The sequence below is a fragment of the Cloacibacterium normanense genome, assembly GCF_003860565.1.
GTDB classification, from domain to species: domain Bacteria; phylum Bacteroidota; class Bacteroidia; order Flavobacteriales; family Weeksellaceae; genus Cloacibacterium; species Cloacibacterium normanense.
The window spans coordinates 2,037,044-2,053,541 of sequence record NZ_CP034157.1 but is presented as its reverse complement, the minus strand read 5'-3'; the positions used below and the strand labels follow the sequence as shown (position 1 = coordinate 2,053,541).

Genomic DNA, 16,498 nt, shown 5'->3' with positions numbered 1-16,498 from the left:
GTTATGCTACAATTTGTAACATCAGAAATTAAAAATAATATCTCCGAAATCACTTTCGGGACGCCAAAAAGCAACTCATTACCCAGCGAAATTTTAGAAAAATTAGCACAAACTATATTAGACGAAGCGGCTAAAGAAGAAGTGAAAGCCATTTTACTAAAATCTGAAGGCGAAAAAGCGTTTTGTGCAGGAGCAAGTTTTGATGAATTGTTAGCAATCAACGATTTAGAAACGTCAAAAGTTTTCTTTGGAGGTTTTGCTAAAGTGCTTAATGCCATGAGAACTTGCCGAAAAATTGTAGTGGTAAGAGTTCAGGGAAAAACGACTGGAGGTGGAGTAGGAATTGCTTGTGCTGCAGATTATTGTTTTGCGACAGAGAATGCAAGCTTGGCACTTACCGAAATTAATTTAGGAATCGGTCCATTTGTGATTGGACCTTACGTAGAAAGAAAAATCGGTAAATCACAATTTACTGCTATGGCAATAGATGCAGATTTCCGAAGCGCAAATTGGGCAGTACAGCATAATATTTACCATTCGGTTTCTCCAACGATTGCAGAAATGGATACTGAGATTACACAATTTTTAGAAAAATTAGCAAGTAGAAGTTCAGATGCCTTAGCTTTAATCAAAAAAGTTTCTTGGGAAGGAACAGAACATTTCGAAAAGCTAATGCCAGAAAGAATTCTAATGAGCGCTTCCTTGCTTTTAGAAGATTCTACCAAAGCCAATATTGAAAAAATAAAACAGAATTTAAGGAAGACAAATTAATTTGAAATTTTTGCAAAAATCCCAAATCGTAAATCTAAAATCTACAATCGTTTTATTTTTTCAAATTCATTAATAATATCTTCTATAGGTTCTATGCCTACAGAAATTCTGATAATTTTAGCATCTAATCTGGCTTCTTCTAAGAATTTTTTGCCTTCTTCGGTTTGTAATAAATCATAATGAGCCAAGTAAGTATATGGCATTGCTAAGGTAAATTCTGTTCCTAAACTTGGACCTTTCGAGAAATTGAGTGCGTCATAACATTGTGCCAATGGTTTTTTGAAAATTACCGTAATGAGACCAATATGATTGTTGTTTTTTCTAATTTTTTGGAAATTTTGCCAAGAATTTTCTTCATAAATAGAGTAGATTTTTTCTACAAAATCTTGCGTTTTTAGATAGTCATAAACTTGAGAAACATTTTTAGAAATTTTCTGCATTCTCACTTCATATTCCTGCATTTCAAAAGCCAATCTTTGACAATCTAACAGATATGGTATCAGGGTATATTTTTCAATTTCTGATTTTATCAGGTCTTGATAAGGCGAATTTTCGTTCACCATAATAGCTCCCATTAAAATATTTGCGTTTCCACAGGCAAATTTTGTAAGACTTTCTACCGCAATATCGCAATAAGGCAAAGCTTCTGCACAAAACGGACTTGCCATAGTGTGGTCTAAAATCAAACCAATTTCGTATTTTTTACAAAGTGAAGACAGCCAAGGCAAATCTAAACATTGTAAAATAGGATTGCTTACGGTTTCAGAAATGATGTTGGCGACTTTTTGATGGTTTTCTACCAACCAATTTTCAAATTGTTCTTTTTGATGAATATTGATGTAAAGAAAACTTTCGTCACTTCTTTTTTTGATGATGTCGATTGAATCTAAGTACAACCAACCGAGTTGCACATTCAGGGTTTTTCCTTCATTTTTCTTGATTTTAGTCAAAGTTTCTATGGCAGAAAAAACAGCATTGGTACCAGAATTGGTCAAAAATATATTTTCTTTTTTTGCAGAATAAGCTTCGGAAAGAATTTGGATGATTTCTGATTGTGGATTTTCTATTTCTAATCTTTCTTCTTGGAAGAGATGATGAATAATACCTTTGTCAAAAAGAATTTTTTCGGCATTTCTAGAGCTGATGATTGCCCCGATGTTTTGAATAATTTTCTTGATAGGAATTAGTTTTTCGTGGTTTTTTGGTAAAACTAAAAAGCAAACATTTTCTAATGTTACGCATTCAAATTGTTCGTTAAAGATATATTCTATTATGGTTTTTGCTTGTGGTGAAGTAATAGGAAATAGAACCTTTTCATCATCGATTTGATGAAGGTTTTTTACATATTCTTCTAATTTCTGAACCAGTTTATTTTTAAAAAATCTGGGATAACCGCTGGTGAGTTGGTTTAGTAATTCTGGTTTATTTTCTTCATAATCAATTACATTTTGTAATGAAGGTAAACTTACCGAAACAGAATGCGGATTATTGATTGGAAGTGAGTTTCCTAGTGGAATATGTTGAATTTTGTATGTCATTTTATTGTAAAGCTTGTGATAAATCTTCGATTAAATCTTCAGTATTTTCTAAACCGACGGAAATTCTGACGGTAGCATTGTCTATTCCTTTAGACGCTAAACTGTCTTTTGAATTGGTAGCGTGACTCATTTTTGCGGGAATTTCTAACCTAGAATCTGAAGTTCCGTAAGACACTTTTTTCTCGAAAAGTTTTGTGTTATTTATGAGTTGGTTGGCAGTTTCTTCGTCTTGAAATTGAATAGTAAGTACTGCCGGAATAATGCTCATCTGTTTTTTTGCCAAGCCATATTGTTCAAAATCTTCTAAAGCAGGGAATTTTACCGATTTAATTTGAGGGAAATTTTTCAAAAATTTGGCAATTATTAGAGCGCTTTCTTCTTGTGCCTTCATTCGGTAAACCAAAGTTGGCAGACCAAGAGAAGTTAAATAAACATCCATAGGACTTTGAGCATTTCCATAAGCATTGGCGTAAAATCTTACTTTTTGGTGAAGTTCTTTGGTTTTAGAAACCACCGCTCCTGCGGTTACACTGCCGTGACCAGAAATGAATTTGGTGGTAGAAAACACCGAAAAATCTGCGCCCAAATCTAGAGGTTTCTGAGAAACGAAAGTCGCCATACTATTGTCTACCGCAAAAAGCGTGTTGTATTTTTTGCTGAGTTTACCAATTTCTTCTAAATCTATAATTTTAAGACTTGGATTGGTAGGTGATTCGCATAAGATTAAAGAGATTTCGTTGTTTTTGAGTTCTTCTTCTACCAAATTGAGATTGGTAAAATCAGTATAAATGGTTTTAATATTGTTTTTTTCGGTAAGCACTTTTAGCAATCTGTACGTTCCGCCATAACTGTCGTTTTCTACCAAAACAGTGTCTCCGTTTTTGAGAACTGTTTCAAAAAGTACCGAAATTGCTGCAATTCCTGTATTGGTACAAACACAACCAAAACCATTTTCTGCTTTTGCAAAAATATTTTCTAGCGCATTTCTGGTAGGATTATCAGATCTAGAATAATCATAGATTCTTTCATTTCCTTCCTGTTTTTTAAGATCAAAAGTTGCCGTGTTGTAAATAGGGAAGTGCGAAGCTCCATAAGGATCTTTGAAATCTGAATTGAGGGCAAGATTGGCAAGAAGTGTTTCGATTTTCATTTTAAAATTTTATTAGAAAAATTGAATTTTTAATCAATTTCAATACAAAGTAAGTGAAAATAATGTTTTTGATGGTAATTTTTAATGATTTTGTGGAGGTTTTTGTGAGTTTTAATTCTATGAATGTTTTTTTGATAATTTTTTTAAAAATGTTTGGTTGGTTGAATAAAATTTATAACTTTGTATTTCAAAGTGCTTTATTTATGGAAAATCAAAACTACCAAGAAGACTTGCAGCACATCAGAAAAATGATGGAAAAAAGCTCTCGATTTATTTCTTTGAGCGGAATTTCTGGCGTTTTTGCAGGATTATTTGCTTTAGCTGGTGCTATTTATGTTTATTTCTTTTTCAAAAAAAATGGTGTAGATTATTTCGAGGGAACTGTAAAATACTATGAAAAAGATATCATTACTCATTTGGTTATCGTAGCGATTATTATTATGGTTTTAGCGATTTCTTCGGGAGCTTATTTTACCATTAAAAAAAGCAAAGCCCATCATCTCCAAATTTGGGATGTTACCACCAAAAAATTGTTGTATAACTTTGCCATTCCATTAGGAATTGGAGGTTTATTTTGCGCAGGATTATTGTATCACGGTTTACATGGTTTACTTTCTCCAGCCACTTTAATTTTCTATGGATTAGCACTGTTTAATGCAGGAAATTACACTTTTTCTGACATTAAATATTTAGGATTGTGCGAAATGGCATTAGGAATTGTATCACTGTTCTTTTTAGGGTATGGTTTATTTTTCTGGGCTATTGGTTTTGGAGTTTTGCATATTGTTTATGGTTTGATAATGCATACGAAGTATAAGTAAAATCAAAAATAAATTAGTAAAAGAATTGATTAAATGTTAAAGATTTCTCAACTCAACAAAGAATTTGAAAGCCGTGTCAGATTGGGTATTATGTCCGTTCTGATGGTTAACGATTGGGTTGATTTTAATGAAATGAAGCAACTTTTAGAAGTAACTGACGGAAATTTAGCAAGTCACAGTTCTGCATTAGAAAAATCTAATTACATAGAAATCAAGAAGGAATTTGTAGGCAAAAAACCAAAAACATCTTATCGAGTTACACAAGCAGGAAGAAAAGCTTTCGAAGAACATCTGTCAGCTTTAGAAAAATTATTAGGAAAGTAATTTTTTAAATTGAAAATTAAAAGTGGAGAATTGAAAATTTAAAACAATCAACTGACAACAATTAGTCAAAAATCAAAAAGGAGCAATCCTTTAATTTTTTAAGAATTAACTTTGTAATTCAAAGTACTTTAAATGAAATTTAAATTAAAAATTATGATAACAAACAAACAAAGAAGCTTCGTCATCTATGGATTGGCAGCTTTACTATTAGTTATTCCGTTTATTGGAATGCAGTTTACCAAAGAAATTAATTGGTCTGGTTTTGACTTTTTAATCGCTGGAATTTTTCTTTTTGGAACCGCATTTTGCGTAGATATGGTTTTGAAAATGGAGAAAAAGAATGCGAGAAGAATGTTTTACATCGTCTTAATTCTGTTAGCATTATTTCTTATTTGGGCAGAATTAGCGGTAGGAATTTTCGGAAGTCCAGTTGCGGGAAGTTAATTTTATAAAAAAAATTATGAAAACACATCACTTAATCTTTTTACTTACAGCAATGTTTGTTGTATTGTTTTATGACCAAGAACCTGGATTAAATATCGGTATTTTAGGAATTTTGGTTGCGGTTCTTACTTATTTTAATACCGAAAAAAGATTCAAAACCCGAACTTTTTATTCAGTTTTGGCGACCAGCATTTTAAGCAGTATTGCTTTTGCTTGGTATGGTGATTTTGCCTCTTTTTTTGCCATTTTCACTTCGCTTTTTTTATTGGGTTTCACTTCCAAAAACAAAGAACTTAAATCCATTCTTGTGATTCCAGTTTTTGCAATTAATTTTGTGACTTTTATTTACCGTGTTTTTCAGTTCGAACAATGGTTGCCACAGAGAAAAACCGAAAGTTTTTGGCAAAAAATTTTAGCGGTGGTCTTAATCCCAGCTTTTCTTCTGTTGATTTTCTTTGCGATTTATACACACGGAAGTTCACATTTTGCTTCGCTTTTTTCTGATTATGAATTAGATATTTATCTTTGGCAAGTGATTGCATTAAGTATTTTAGGGTTTTTCTTGGCTTTTAATTATTTCAACTTTTCGATTTATGAATTTTTTATCAAGAACAATCATTATTTGAAAAACGATTTTTTGAATGAAGACAAGAAATTGAAACCTACTTACGATTTTCTAGACCTTCCTTTTGAAAGATTAAGCGGTGTAGTTTCCTTTGTAGCATTGAATATTTTATTATTATTCTTCATCATTACGTTTAATTATGAGCAGTTTGTAGAATTACCAAAAGCTACGGCTAATCAACTTGCCGAAGAAACGCACGAAAGAGTAGGAGCGGTAATTGCGAGTATTGTGATGGCAATCGGTGTGATTATGTTCTATTTTAAAGGCAGTTTCAATTTTGATAATCAAGCGAAATCTTTGAAAATTTTAGCTAAAATTTGGGTATTTCTGAATACCGTTTTAGTGATTTCAGCTTTTGCGAAAAATTCTGAATACGTATTCAATTTAGGTTTAACCTACAAAAGATTAGGTGTTTATGCGTTTTTAATTTTAGCCATTATTGGATTGATTTTCACTTTCATTAAAAATCATCAGCAAAAAACCAATGCTTATCTTTTTAACCAAATGGTTTGGTATTTCTACGGAACGATTTTAGTGTGTAGTTTTATCAATTGGGGAAATCTTGCCACAGTTTACAATATTAATAACGAAAAAGCAGATTTTAAATTTCTGTATTCTTTGAATTACAATGATAAAATTCTTCAAGAAAAATTCCCGAAAGAAATGAGTGAAAGATCGAATTATGAAAAAGAGTTGAATGATAAAAAGCCGTTTTTATCAAAAATTCTGTACTACGAAACATTAGATTTTTAGAATTCTAACGAATTGTTACAACATTTACATCAAGCTGAATATTCTACAATTTATTAAGTAACTTTGGTATAATATTAGCTCGCTAATGATAAACCAGATGATATGAAAATTTTAATTAATGTTTTGTGGAGTTCTATTTTGGGAGTGAGTTGTTGTACAAACAACGGAATTTCTCAAAATGCAAATACAACTACCACTAAAACAGAAATCATGGAAAATAATTCTTCTCAACCATCACAAGGAAGACGAGGTGCAATGAGAAAGGTAGAAGGTAATAAAATCATCAGAACTGTAGATGCTTCTCAACTTCCATTTACCATTGGTGAAGAGTTTACAGATGAGAACCAACAGTTTATTCTGGTGATTAAAAATTTTAATAAGCCCACTCTTTCTGCTAAAATCAATACTGTAGAAAAAGGTAGAAATCTCAGAATCAATCAAATTATTTTACCAGATGGTTCTGCGGATGGTCCTTTTTCGAGAGAAATGAAATATGCTAAAAAACAAAGCGGAACCTATAAGATTGTTTTTGGCAAAAATCTCATGGCAGAAGGAAAATTGAAGGGAAATATCTCCGTGACAGTAGAATAAAATAAAAAAATGTAAATATGAAAAATTTAATTTTATCAGCTTTTGTAATTGCAGCTACCACAGTGAGTTGTGGTACAGTGCAAAGCATCGTGCAGAATACCGTTCCTTATACCACTAATGTTTTGGTTTCTTCTGGAGTGCCAGGAAATCAAGAAATTTCTGTAACGTCTTCTGCTACAAGTTTCGCTCAATATGTAGGAGCAGGAACCAGCATGGTTCAAGATATTAGAATTTCTAGTGCTAAAGCAACTGCTACCAACTTGAGTACGAATGGCGAATTGGGAATTTTTAAATCCATCAAAGTTTATCTTTCTGGAAACAACACTGGTGAAATTTTAGTGGCTCAAAGAACAGATATTGGCTCTAATATTGGGAATACGCTCAATTTAGATCCAGATACTTCTAAAATTTTAGACCAAATTGTAAAAAGCGGTTCTGTGAAAGCTAGAGTAGCTTATGTATTGAAAAATACGGCAACTAATGATACTAATCTCACTATTAGTATGAGATTTTCAAGTATTCCTGCGCCAAATCAATAGAAAAATAATCCAAGAATTTGGATCAAAAGAATCATTTAAAAATATAAAAGCATCCTAAAAAAGGATGCTTTTTTAATTTTATACTTCGTCGTCAGATTCGATTGTGAAAGATCTAGACTTAAAGTCTTTGTCATGTTTTTCAGAAATTACGTCCTCACCTTTTTGAGCGATGATAAAATCTGTAGATTCATTAAACATTTCTCTGAAACTTGCAAAATCTTCTTTGTATAAATAGATTTTATGCTTCTCGAAAGTTGCTTCTCCATTCTCACCAAAATTCTTTTTACTTTCTGTAATGGTAAGATAATAGTCTCCTGCTTTTGTTTCGCGCACATCAAAGAAATAAGTTCTTCTACCTGCCTTCAACACCTTTGTGAAAATTTCATTTTCGTTTCTCTCCTTGTAATCACTCATTGTTACTTATTTTAGAAATCCTATTGAACAAATATAAAAGATTTCTTTTAATCTCAAAATAAATTTTAAAGAAATTGAGATTTTAGCGTAATTTTTAAGTTTTTACGAGTTTTCTGTAGCATCTAAATCACTAAGGTTTAGAATAAAGTCGGCTCTTTTTGCGCTTGATTCTCTGTGAGTTATGATGATAGAAGTGCAAGATTTAATATCTTTTTCTATGTTTTGAAGGATGTTTTCTTCGGTCTCTGTATCGAGTGCAGAAAGCGAATCATCAAAGATGAGGATTTCTGGTTTTTTGATGAGTGCTCTTGCGATACAAATACGCTGTTTTTGCCCTCCAGAAAGCATTACACCACGTTCGCCAACCATGGTTTTATATTGGTCTTTGAATTCTACAATATTCTTATGCACATCTGCTTTTTTTGCAAATTCTTCTACCAAATCATGCGTAGGATGGTCTATTGCAAAGCCAATGTTATTCTCAATCGTATCCGAGAATAGGTAACTTTCCTGAGGAATATAGCCAATGTGTTTTCTGTATAATTCTAGATTATGGTCTTTCAGATTTTTCCCATCAATTAAAATTTCTCCTTCATCGGGATCAATTAACCTGCATAGTAACAATGCGATAGTAGATTTTCCGCTGCCCGTTTTTCCCATAATTGCCATAGATTTCCCAGCTTCTAGTTTGAAACTTAGATTTTCTAAAGCTTTAATTCCTGTATTAGGATAGGTGTAAGAAACATTTCTGAATTCTATATCACCTTTAATTTCGTATTGGTCGAAATTTTTATTTACAATTTCAGATTTTATGTCCAAAAATTCATTCACTCTGGTCATAGAAGCAGCAGCTCTTTGATTAACAGATGAAACCCAACCTACCATAGAAAATGGCCAAATCAGAATGTTAATATACATGAAGAAATCTGCGATGGTTCCTACCGTAAGTTTTCCTTCGAAATAATTTTTACCACCGATATATAAAATGGCAACATTTAATAAACCGATAACAAATAAAATAATGGTGAAGAAATACGCTTCTGTTTTGGCTAAATCTAATGCTTTGTCTTGATAATCTTTTACCTTTTCGCCGTAATTTTTTTCGATGTATTTTTCTTTGTTGAAAAATTTTACCACTCTAATTCCCGAAAAACTATCTTGTACAAATGTAGAAATCGCACTTTGGCTTTTCTGCATAATTTTAGATTTTCGGTTGATAATAGAACTTACTTTATAAATCAAAAAAGACAAAATAGGAAGTGGAATAAGTGTCCAAAGTGTCATTTGCACATTAGTCATGAGCATGTAAATACTCGTGATGACTAATAAAATCACCAAGTTCACCACATACATTACACCAGGACCAAGGTACATTCTAATTGCCACTACATCTTCAGAAAGTCTGTTCAGTAAATCACCAATTGTGGTTTTTTTATAAGTAGTAAGCGAAAGCTCTTGGTAATGTCTGTAAATTTTATTTTTGAGTTCGTATTCTATTCTTCTAGAAGCTACAATAATGGTTTGTCTCATCATAAATCTGAAAACGCCAGACAATACTGAAGTTCCTACGATAATGGCGCCATTAATCAGTAAAGTATTGAATAATAATTCTTTATCTACACTTTTTTTATCTAAAACACTTTTGATAACATCTACACTCTGGCCTACAAACTGAACTTGATAAATAGCAAAAAAGTTAGATGCTATGATAAATAGCAAGCCCCAAAATAGCAGAACTCTGTGTTTCCAAAAGTAAGGATTAAGCGTTTTAAGTGAATTCATAGTTGCAAAAATACAGAAAATATAAGTTTGAAAAAGAAGCAAAAATAACTTCTGACTTCATGTTTCTTACTTCCAGCATTTTTTTCTATCTTTGCAGCATCTTATTAAAAGCTCTTTGAAAATGTTAGGAAGAAGACAAATCCGCGAAAAAGTAGTGCAGACACTATATTCTTATCATCAGAATCCTATAAAAACTGATGTTTTAGAGAAAAATATGTTTACAGAGATTGAAAAAATCTATTATCTCTATATTTATCAACTCAATTTCTTGGTTGCATTAAAAGATCTTGCCGAAAGACAAATTGAAATCGGTAAAAATAAATTTATTAAGACTGAAGAAGACCTTAATCCTAACATGAAATTCGTGAATAATCAAGTTTTTTTACAGCTTGATCAAAACGAAGAAAGACTTTCCTTTAACTCAAAACACAAAAAATATCAGTGGGACTTACACGATGAATTGTTGGTGAAAACATTTCAGAGAATCGTTGCGAGTAAGCGTTACCAAGAATATATGGCCGAAGAAAGCCTAAGTTTTGAAGAAGACCAAAAGTTTGTTGGGAAATTATTTCTAAAATATGTTGCCGAAAATGAAGATTTTCATGAGCGTTTAGAAGAATTAGAATTGTCTTGGGCAGATGATTTTCATATCTCGAATTCTATGATTCAGAAGACCATTGGTTTTATGAAACAAAATCAGCCGAGTCATACTTTAATCAAAATGCTTAAAGATGAAGAAGACAGACATTTTGCTAAAAAATTATTATTACAAAGCATTTCTCACTGGGAAAATTCTGAGAAAAAAATCGAAGAAAGACTAGAAAATTGGGATTTAGAAAGAATTTCTTTAATGGATAGATTGATTTTAATTACAGCTATTACAGAGATAGATAATTTCCCTCTCACTCCAGCAAAAGTGATTATAAACGAATATATAGAGGTTTCTAAAGTGTTTGCTACCGATAGAAGTCAGATTTTTGTGAATGGAATCTTAGATAAATACACGAAAGATATTTCTAGAGCATAAATTTTGATTAAATTTGAGGAAATTTTAAAAATCAGAATCAATGAAAAGAATTTTAGGTTTAAGCTTATTAGCTGTTTTGACTTTAGCTTCTTGTAAAAAAAATGAAGCAGCAGAAACATCAACTGCTACTACTACAACAGAGCAAAAAGATCCTTTTGCAGATGACAGAGTGGTGAAACAAAGTGATTTAGTAAGCGAAGCAAAAAATCATGCAGAAACTACATTAGCACTTTCTGAACCAGATTTTAATTTCGGAAAAATCAAAAAAGGAGATGTGGTAGAACACGTTTACGAGGTAACCAACACAGGTAAAAATCCTTTGATTATTTCTGCGGTAAAACCAGGTTGCGGATGTACAGCTCCAGATTATACTAAAGATCCAATTATGCCTGGTCAAAAAGGTCAAATTACGCTAAAATTTGATTCTACTAATTTTGATGGTATAGTGTATAAATCAGCAGAAGTGTATGCAAACGTAGCACAAGTTCCTATCGAAATTAGATTCTCAGCAGATATTCAACCCTAAAAAATAAAAAAATGTTTACAACAATATTTCTACAAGCACAAGGTGGAGGTGATTTCTTCTCAATGATTTTACCATTTGTCTTAATGATTGTAATTTTCTACTTCTTAATCTTGAGACCACAGACTACCAAGCAAAAGAAAGAAAGACAATTTCAAGATTCTCTAAAACCAGGCGCTAGAGTAGTAACCACTTCTGGTATGCATGCTAAAATTGTACAAGTAGTAGAAGATGGTGTAATTTTAGAAACCATGAGTGGTAAATTAAAATTCGAAAAAGCTGCTATTTCTAGAGAATTTACAGAAGCTAGATTCCCTGAAACAGTAGGAAAATAATTTTAAAAAATTTAGAAATTCTATAAAATAAAAATTCCATCAATAATTTGATGGAATTTTTTTTATTGGGTCAAAGATTAATTTTTAAGTCAGTAGCAAGATTAATAAACTTGCGGTAAAAATTCTGGCAATGGTAACCAAAGGATAAACTTGCGCATAGCTTTGGATTGGAATGTCAGAATCTAAATAATTGGTACTAAATGATAATGCAGCTGGGTCTGTATAACTTCCGCTCATAATTCCTACCAATTGTAAATAATTGATTTTTAAGAAAAATCTTCCTACAATCACCATTAAGATTAATGGAATGAAAGTTACTGCAGAACCATATAAAATCCATAGCCAACCGTTATATTTGATGAAGTTTTCATAGAATCCTTCTCCTGCATGGATACCTACTGCTGCAAAGAATAAACAAATTCCTAAATCTTTCATGAAATAAGTCGCTCCGTTATTGATATAAGAGTGAATGAAAGAAATACCACCATATCTAGAAATAAGCAATGCTACAATCAGTGGTCCTGCTGCAAATCCTAATTTTAAAGGAATTGGTAAACCAGGAATCACTAATGGAATAGAACCTACGATAATCCCTATTAATAAACCTCCGAAAAGTGATAAGAAATCTGGTTCTATTAATTTTTTCTCTTGATTACCAATGATTTTTTCTGCTTCTTTAATACCTTGGTCAGTACCAATAACTCTCAAAATATCTCCGTAGAAAAGTTCTAAACTTGGTCTAGGAATCATTTCTTTACCCGCTCTGAAAACTCTAGTTACTTTTACATCATACGCATTGTACAAATCTAAATCTGAGAGTGTTTTGTGAACTGCAGAAGGTTTGGTCACGAAAATATTTTTCTTGTTAATATCAGAATCAGATTCTATGAAAGAGTCAGTAGAAGGTCTTCCTACTTTTTTGATGAAGTCTTGTAAATCAGCTTCTTTTCCTACAATCATCAGTACATCTCTGTCTTGAAGTTCTGTGTCTAATTTTGGCGAAAAAACAGAAACCTCGCCACTGTGTTTCAATCTAGAAACTACAATTTCATGACCTATACTGTTAATTACTTCACCTAAGGGAATTCCAAAATATTGAGGATTCGTAACTCTTAGTTTTTTGTGAATTAATGGTTCTTCGCGATTAATTTTGTTCATTCTGAATTTTCTCATTTCTACATCAGGATGAATTTTTAGAAGAACTTTAGATAAAATAATGACACCAATGATTCCAAAAACACCTAAAGGATAAGTGATGGCGTAACCAATTGTTGGGTCATCAAATGTTTTATCTGGAAACTGATTTTTTAATTCTACAATGGTATTTTTAGCAGCTCCTAAACCTGGTGTATTGGTTACAGCACCACTCATAATTCCCACCAAGTTTTCTATGCTAACTCCTGTGAATTTAAAGAGTAGAAAAGTTATGAATCCGCCGAATAAAACTGTAGAAACAGCAAGGATATTAAACTTTAAACCTTCATTTCTAAAAGAAGAGAAGAATGATGGTCCTACTTGTAATCCGATACCATAAACAAACAATATCAAACCAAAATCTCTAATGAAATCGAATATTTCTTCATTCATTCTATAGCCAAAATGCCCCAAGATTAATCCAGTAAACATTACTGCAGAAACACCGAAGGTAATTTTGCCCATTTTCAATCTTCCAAAGAAAACTCCAGTACCTATTGCAAGCATTATGGTAACTAATGATTGAATTACACTTGGGTCTTCAGTTGGGAAAAGTAAGGTTTTAAGCCACTCGAACATAATAATAGTTTTTTAGTAGTGCAAAGTTACGCTATTGCTATTGCGTAAATAATATTTTTAAACTGAAATATATCAGAAATCAAATAATCGTTTAATTTCCAAAAAAAGCGAGGGAAAAACCTCGCTTAATTTATAAAAATCAATTTAATTTTCTTTTTCTTTCTCGCTTTTCTATGTAATCTAGTACGGCTTCTTTGGTTGTAAGCCAATTTCTACCTTCCTTGAAAGCGTCTATTTTTCCCTTTCTAGCCAATAAACTTACGTATTCCTGTCCATAAGGAAGCCTTTCTTCTTCTACAATATTAGAAATTGGGCGATAATTATCATACGTATTATTGAGAGAACCTAAATAAATGTCTAAACTTCTCTCTAAAGCTTGAAGAACTAATAATAAAATTTTAGAATAATCTCCATTATTTGCCAAGTTTAAAGCGTCATAATATTTTTTTCTGTCATTTTTGAGGATAATTGCAGGAGGAAATCCTTCTCTCATTAATAAAAGATTGAAAATCAAACGCACCGTTCTACCATTTCCATCAAAAAACGGATGAATCCAAACAAATCTGTGGTGAAAAATTGCCGCTTTTATAATAATATTCATATCTGATGAATTTACCCAATCAATTAATTCTGTTACCAATTCATCTACTTTAAAAGCATTAGGTGGAGTGAAATTAGCCCCAGAAATTCTAACTCCAGAAGTTCTGAACATTCCAGCAAAATCTTTTTCAATTTTCTGTAAAACCAAATAATGAACTCTCATAATATCGGTTTTGTTTAAATTTTGTTTATCCGATATTAAAGACACTACGAATTCGATGGCTTCTTGATGATTTATAGCTTCGAAATGTTCTCTCAAAGATTTTCCTTTGATGGTGAAACCTTCTTCAATCACCATTTTTGTTTCGTGAAGTGTAAGAGTATTTCCTTCGATGCTGTTAGAATTGTAAGTCCATTCTAGCATTAAACTCTCTTTAATGCTTTTCACAGCATAACTCGGAATTGGGCGTAATTGATCTAATTCTGCTTTTTTTTGCAGAATTCTTTCGAGGTGTTTTTCTAAACCTTCAAAGTGATAAGGATAATTTTGCCAATTCATTTAACAAAGGTAAGAAAATTTTCTTAATATCGGATGTGTTTAATTTTAGTTTTATCCGATGTTAATAATATTGAAAAATAAAAAAGCGAGGGAAAAACCTCGCTCTAATTTATAAATTATTTTTTTTAAATCCTTAAAGGTTTCTAAAACCTTTAAGGATTGTATATTTTTACAAATTCACTTTCAATGCTAATTCATTAAGTTGGTCATCGTGAATTGGTGAAGGTGCGTCAATCATCACGTCACGTCCAGAATTATTTTTCGGGAAAGCAATGTAATCTCTAATCACTTCGTTTCCGTCCAAAATAGCAACTAATCTATCAAAACCAAAAGCCAATCCAGCGTGAGGAGGCGCTCCGAATTTGAAAGCATTCATTAAGAAGCCAAACTGCGCTTCTGCTTCTTCTTTAGAAAAACCTAACAAATCAAACATTTTTGACTGCAATTCTTTATTGAAAATCCTTACGGAACCACCGCCAATTTCGTTTCCGTTCAATACCATATCATAAGCGTTTGCTCTAGCTTTTCCTGGTTCGGTTTCTAATAAATGTACATCTTCAGGTTTTGGCGAAGTAAAAGGATGGTGCATTGCGTGATATCTTCCTGTTTCTTCGTCCCATTCTAAAAGCGGAAAATCTATTACCCAAAGTGGAGCAAATTCATCACCTTTTCTTAAGCCTAATCTGTTCCCCAATTCCATTCTAAGAGCAGAAAGTTGAGTTCTCACTTTATTGGCGTTTCCGCTCATTAGTAACATTAAATCTCCTTCTTTTGCGCCGAATTTTTCTGAGATTTTCTTCAAGTCTTCTTCAGAGTAGAATTTATTTACCGATGAAGTAACAACTCCATCATTTTGGAATTTTATCCAAACCATTCCTGTTGCGCCAATTTGTGGACGTTTTACCCAATCGATGAGTTCATCAATTTGTTTTCTTGTATAATCTGCACAACCTTCTACATTAATCCCAACTACCAATTCTGCTTCATCAAATATTTTGAAATCTTTTCCTTGAACCAATTCATTTACTTCTACGAATTTCATTCCGAATCGGATGTCTGGTTTGTCGTTTCCGTAAGTTTTCATCGCTTCATCGAAAGTCATTCTTGGGAATTTACCAAATTCTTTTCCTGTAATATCTTTCAATAAATGCGCCGTCATTCCCTCAAAAATTTCTAAAACATCTTCTTGTTCTACGAATGCCATTTCGCAGTCAATTTGGGTAAATTCTGGTTGACGGTCTGCACGCAAATCTTCGTCGCGGAAACATTTCACAATTTGGAAATATCTGTCCATTCCACCAACCATCAATAATTGTTTGAAAGTTTGTGGAGATTGTGGAAGCGCATAAAACTGTCCTTGATTCATTCTGCTAGGAACCACGAAATCTCTCGCTCCTTCTGGTGTAGACTTTATCAAAACTGGCGTTTCTACCTCGATGAAACCTTTGTCTGAAAGATAGTTTCTCACTTTTTGCGCCATTTTGTGACGGAAAATCAGTTTGTCTTTCACAGGATTTCTACGGATGTCTAAATATCTGTATTTCATTCTCAATTCTTCACCACCATCTGTTTCGTCTTCGATGGTGAAAGGTGGCAATTCCGCGCTATTGAGAATCGTTAATTTTTCTACTAAAATTTCAATTTCTCCTGTTGGAATTTTTGGGTTTTTAGAAGCACGTTCAATTACCGTTCCTTCTGCCTGAATCACAAATTCACGACCGAGTTTTTTAGCATTTTCTAGAATTTCTGCCGAAGTTCTGTCTGCATCGAAAACCAATTGTGTAATTCCGTAACGGTCTCGCAAATCTATCCAAACCATAAAACCTTTGTCTCTGATGGTTTGTACCCAACCAGAAAGTGTAACTTTTTCATTAAGATTTTTGAGTGTAAGTTCTCCGTTAGTGTGCGTTCTGAACATAAAATTTAAATTTTAGATGTAAGATTTTTGATTTCAGATTTTTCTGAATTTCAAGTTGCAAAGATAAGATT

17 protein-coding genes are annotated in these 16,498 nt (G+C 32.3%); 10 read left to right on the top strand and 7 right to left on the bottom strand.

The window, feature by feature from the left end:
- Nucleotides 1-3: 3 nt before the first annotated feature.
- On the top strand, nt 4-771 hold the full coding sequence (locus tag EB819_RS09375; RefSeq protein ID WP_069800685.1) for an enoyl-CoA hydratase/isomerase family protein: 768 nt from the start codon (nt 4-6) through the stop codon (nt 769-771).
- Between the two features lie 41 nt (nt 772-812).
- Here EB819_RS09375 and EB819_RS09370 read toward each other — a convergent pair whose 3' ends face one another.
- Together EB819_RS09370 and EB819_RS09365 are read right to left on the bottom strand one after the other, a co-directional pair.
- Nucleotides 813-2,309, bottom strand: a complete 1,497-nt coding sequence (locus EB819_RS09370; RefSeq protein WP_069800687.1) for a PLP-dependent transferase — start codon at nt 2,307-2,309, stop codon at nt 813-815.
- A 1-nt stretch (nt 2,310) separates the two neighbouring features.
- Nucleotides 2,311-3,459: a trans-sulfuration enzyme family protein gene (locus EB819_RS09365; RefSeq protein WP_069800688.1), complete on the bottom strand. Its 1,149-nt coding sequence runs from the start codon at nt 3,457-3,459 to the stop codon at nt 2,311-2,313.
- Between the two features lie 203 nt (nt 3,460-3,662).
- On the opposite strand from EB819_RS09365, the gene EB819_RS09360 reads away from it, so the two are divergent.
- The 6 genes from EB819_RS09360 (at nt 3,663) to EB819_RS09335 (ending at nt 7,556) form a co-directional block, all read left to right on the top strand.
- The gene (locus EB819_RS09360) at nt 3,663-4,280 is read left to right on the top strand and encodes a hypothetical protein (protein WP_245993131.1); all 618 of its coding nucleotides are present in this window, start codon (nt 3,663-3,665) and stop codon (nt 4,278-4,280) included.
- 33 nt (nt 4,281-4,313) lie between these two features.
- Entirely contained in the window at nt 4,314-4,604 is a 291-nt protein-coding gene (locus EB819_RS09355) for a winged helix-turn-helix domain-containing protein (RefSeq protein ID WP_069800690.1), read from the top strand.
- A 153-nt stretch (nt 4,605-4,757) separates the two neighbouring features.
- A complete protein-coding gene (locus EB819_RS09350) occupies nt 4,758-5,048 on the top strand; it encodes a hypothetical protein (RefSeq protein ID WP_185097647.1) in 291 nt (96 codons plus the stop codon).
- Nucleotides 5,049-5,064: 16 nt separating this feature from the next.
- On the top strand, nt 5,065-6,426 hold the full coding sequence (locus tag EB819_RS09345; RefSeq protein WP_069800692.1) for a DUF4153 domain-containing protein: 1,362 nt from the start codon (nt 5,065-5,067) through the stop codon (nt 6,424-6,426).
- Between the two features lie 102 nt (nt 6,427-6,528).
- Nucleotides 6,529-7,017 carry a hypothetical protein gene (locus tag EB819_RS09340; protein ID WP_069800694.1) on the top strand — a complete coding sequence of 163 codons (489 nt, stop codon included), beginning with the start codon at nt 6,529-6,531 and terminating at the stop codon, nt 7,015-7,017.
- Between the two features lie 17 nt (nt 7,018-7,034).
- Complete coding sequence (locus tag EB819_RS09335; RefSeq protein WP_069800696.1) at nt 7,035-7,556, top strand: hypothetical protein; 522 nt, start codon at nt 7,035-7,037, stop codon at nt 7,554-7,556.
- A 78-nt stretch (nt 7,557-7,634) separates the two neighbouring features.
- Here EB819_RS09335 and EB819_RS09330 read toward each other — a convergent pair whose 3' ends face one another.
- On the bottom strand, nt 7,635-7,970 hold the full coding sequence (locus EB819_RS09330) for a DUF3276 family protein (RefSeq protein WP_069800699.1): 336 nt from the start codon (nt 7,968-7,970) through the stop codon (nt 7,635-7,637).
- A 102-nt stretch (nt 7,971-8,072) separates the two neighbouring features.
- Nucleotides 8,073-9,752: an ABC transporter ATP-binding protein gene (locus tag EB819_RS09325; RefSeq protein ID WP_069800701.1), complete on the bottom strand. Its 1,680-nt coding sequence runs from the start codon at nt 9,750-9,752 to the stop codon at nt 8,073-8,075.
- A gap of 121 nt (nt 9,753-9,873) precedes the next feature.
- Here EB819_RS09325 and nusB point away from each other — a divergent pair, with 121 nt between their 5' ends.
- Genes nusB through yajC form a run of 3 tightly spaced genes read left to right on the top strand, consistent with a single transcriptional unit; the run spans nt 9,874 to nt 11,637 of the window.
- A complete protein-coding gene (nusB, locus tag EB819_RS09320; RefSeq protein ID WP_069800703.1) occupies nt 9,874-10,779 on the top strand; it encodes a transcription antitermination factor NusB in 906 nt (301 codons plus the stop codon).
- Nucleotides 10,780-10,819: 40 nt separating this feature from the next.
- Nucleotides 10,820-11,305, top strand: a complete 486-nt coding sequence (locus EB819_RS09315) for a DUF1573 domain-containing protein (protein ID WP_069800704.1) — start codon at nt 10,820-10,822, stop codon at nt 11,303-11,305.
- Nucleotides 11,306-11,316: 11 nt separating this feature from the next.
- Nucleotides 11,317-11,637 carry a preprotein translocase subunit YajC gene (gene yajC, locus EB819_RS09310; protein ID WP_069800706.1) on the top strand — a complete coding sequence of 107 codons (321 nt, stop codon included), beginning with the start codon at nt 11,317-11,319 and terminating at the stop codon, nt 11,635-11,637.
- Nucleotides 11,638-11,721: 84 nt separating this feature from the next.
- Here yajC and EB819_RS09305 read toward each other — a convergent pair whose 3' ends face one another.
- The 3 genes from EB819_RS09305 to aspS form a co-directional block, all read right to left on the bottom strand.
- Nucleotides 11,722-13,410: a putative transporter gene (locus EB819_RS09305; RefSeq protein ID WP_069800708.1), complete on the bottom strand. Its 1,689-nt coding sequence runs from the start codon at nt 13,408-13,410 to the stop codon at nt 11,722-11,724.
- A gap of 139 nt (nt 13,411-13,549) precedes the next feature.
- Complete coding sequence (locus tag EB819_RS09300) at nt 13,550-14,509, bottom strand: Fic family protein (RefSeq protein WP_069800710.1); 960 nt, start codon at nt 14,507-14,509, stop codon at nt 13,550-13,552.
- Nucleotides 14,510-14,678: 169 nt separating this feature from the next.
- Nucleotides 14,679-16,427, bottom strand: a complete 1,749-nt coding sequence (gene aspS / locus EB819_RS09295) for an aspartate--tRNA ligase (protein ID WP_069800712.1) — start codon at nt 16,425-16,427, stop codon at nt 14,679-14,681.
- Nucleotides 16,428-16,498: the final 71 nt, after the last annotated feature.

Excerpts from the sequence above, each read along its gene's own strand:
- EB819_RS09375 (WP_069800685.1), top strand. The coding sequence starts at position 4 with ATGCTACAATTTGTAACATCAGAAATTAAAAATAATATCTCCGAAATC.
- EB819_RS09370 (WP_069800687.1), bottom strand. The coding sequence starts at position 2,309 with ATGACATACAAAATTCAACATATTCCACTAGGAAACTCACTTCCAATC.
- EB819_RS09365 (WP_069800688.1), bottom strand. The coding sequence starts at position 3,459 with ATGAAAATCGAAACACTTCTTGCCAATCTTGCCCTCAATTCAGATTTC.
- EB819_RS09360 (WP_245993131.1), top strand. The coding sequence starts at position 3,663 with ATGGAAAATCAAAACTACCAAGAAGACTTGCAGCACATCAGAAAAATG.
- EB819_RS09355 (WP_069800690.1), top strand. The coding sequence starts at position 4,314 with ATGTTAAAGATTTCTCAACTCAACAAAGAATTTGAAAGCCGTGTCAGA.
- EB819_RS09350 (WP_185097647.1), top strand. The coding sequence starts at position 4,758 with ATGATAACAAACAAACAAAGAAGCTTCGTCATCTATGGATTGGCAGCT.
- EB819_RS09345 (WP_069800692.1), top strand. The coding sequence starts at position 5,065 with ATGAAAACACATCACTTAATCTTTTTACTTACAGCAATGTTTGTTGTA.
- EB819_RS09340 (WP_069800694.1), top strand. The coding sequence starts at position 6,529 with ATGAAAATTTTAATTAATGTTTTGTGGAGTTCTATTTTGGGAGTGAGT.
- EB819_RS09335 (WP_069800696.1), top strand. The coding sequence starts at position 7,035 with ATGAAAAATTTAATTTTATCAGCTTTTGTAATTGCAGCTACCACAGTG.
- EB819_RS09330 (WP_069800699.1), bottom strand. The coding sequence starts at position 7,970 with ATGAGTGATTACAAGGAGAGAAACGAAAATGAAATTTTCACAAAGGTG.
- EB819_RS09325 (WP_069800701.1), bottom strand. The coding sequence starts at position 9,752 with ATGAATTCACTTAAAACGCTTAATCCTTACTTTTGGAAACACAGAGTT.
- nusB (WP_069800703.1), top strand. The coding sequence starts at position 9,874 with ATGTTAGGAAGAAGACAAATCCGCGAAAAAGTAGTGCAGACACTATAT.
- EB819_RS09315 (WP_069800704.1), top strand. The coding sequence starts at position 10,820 with ATGAAAAGAATTTTAGGTTTAAGCTTATTAGCTGTTTTGACTTTAGCT.
- yajC (WP_069800706.1), top strand. The coding sequence starts at position 11,317 with ATGTTTACAACAATATTTCTACAAGCACAAGGTGGAGGTGATTTCTTC.
- EB819_RS09305 (WP_069800708.1), bottom strand. The coding sequence starts at position 13,410 with ATGTTCGAGTGGCTTAAAACCTTACTTTTCCCAACTGAAGACCCAAGT.
- EB819_RS09300 (WP_069800710.1), bottom strand. The coding sequence starts at position 14,509 with ATGAATTGGCAAAATTATCCTTATCACTTTGAAGGTTTAGAAAAACAC.
- aspS (WP_069800712.1), bottom strand. The coding sequence starts at position 16,427 with ATGTTCAGAACGCACACTAACGGAGAACTTACACTCAAAAATCTTAAT.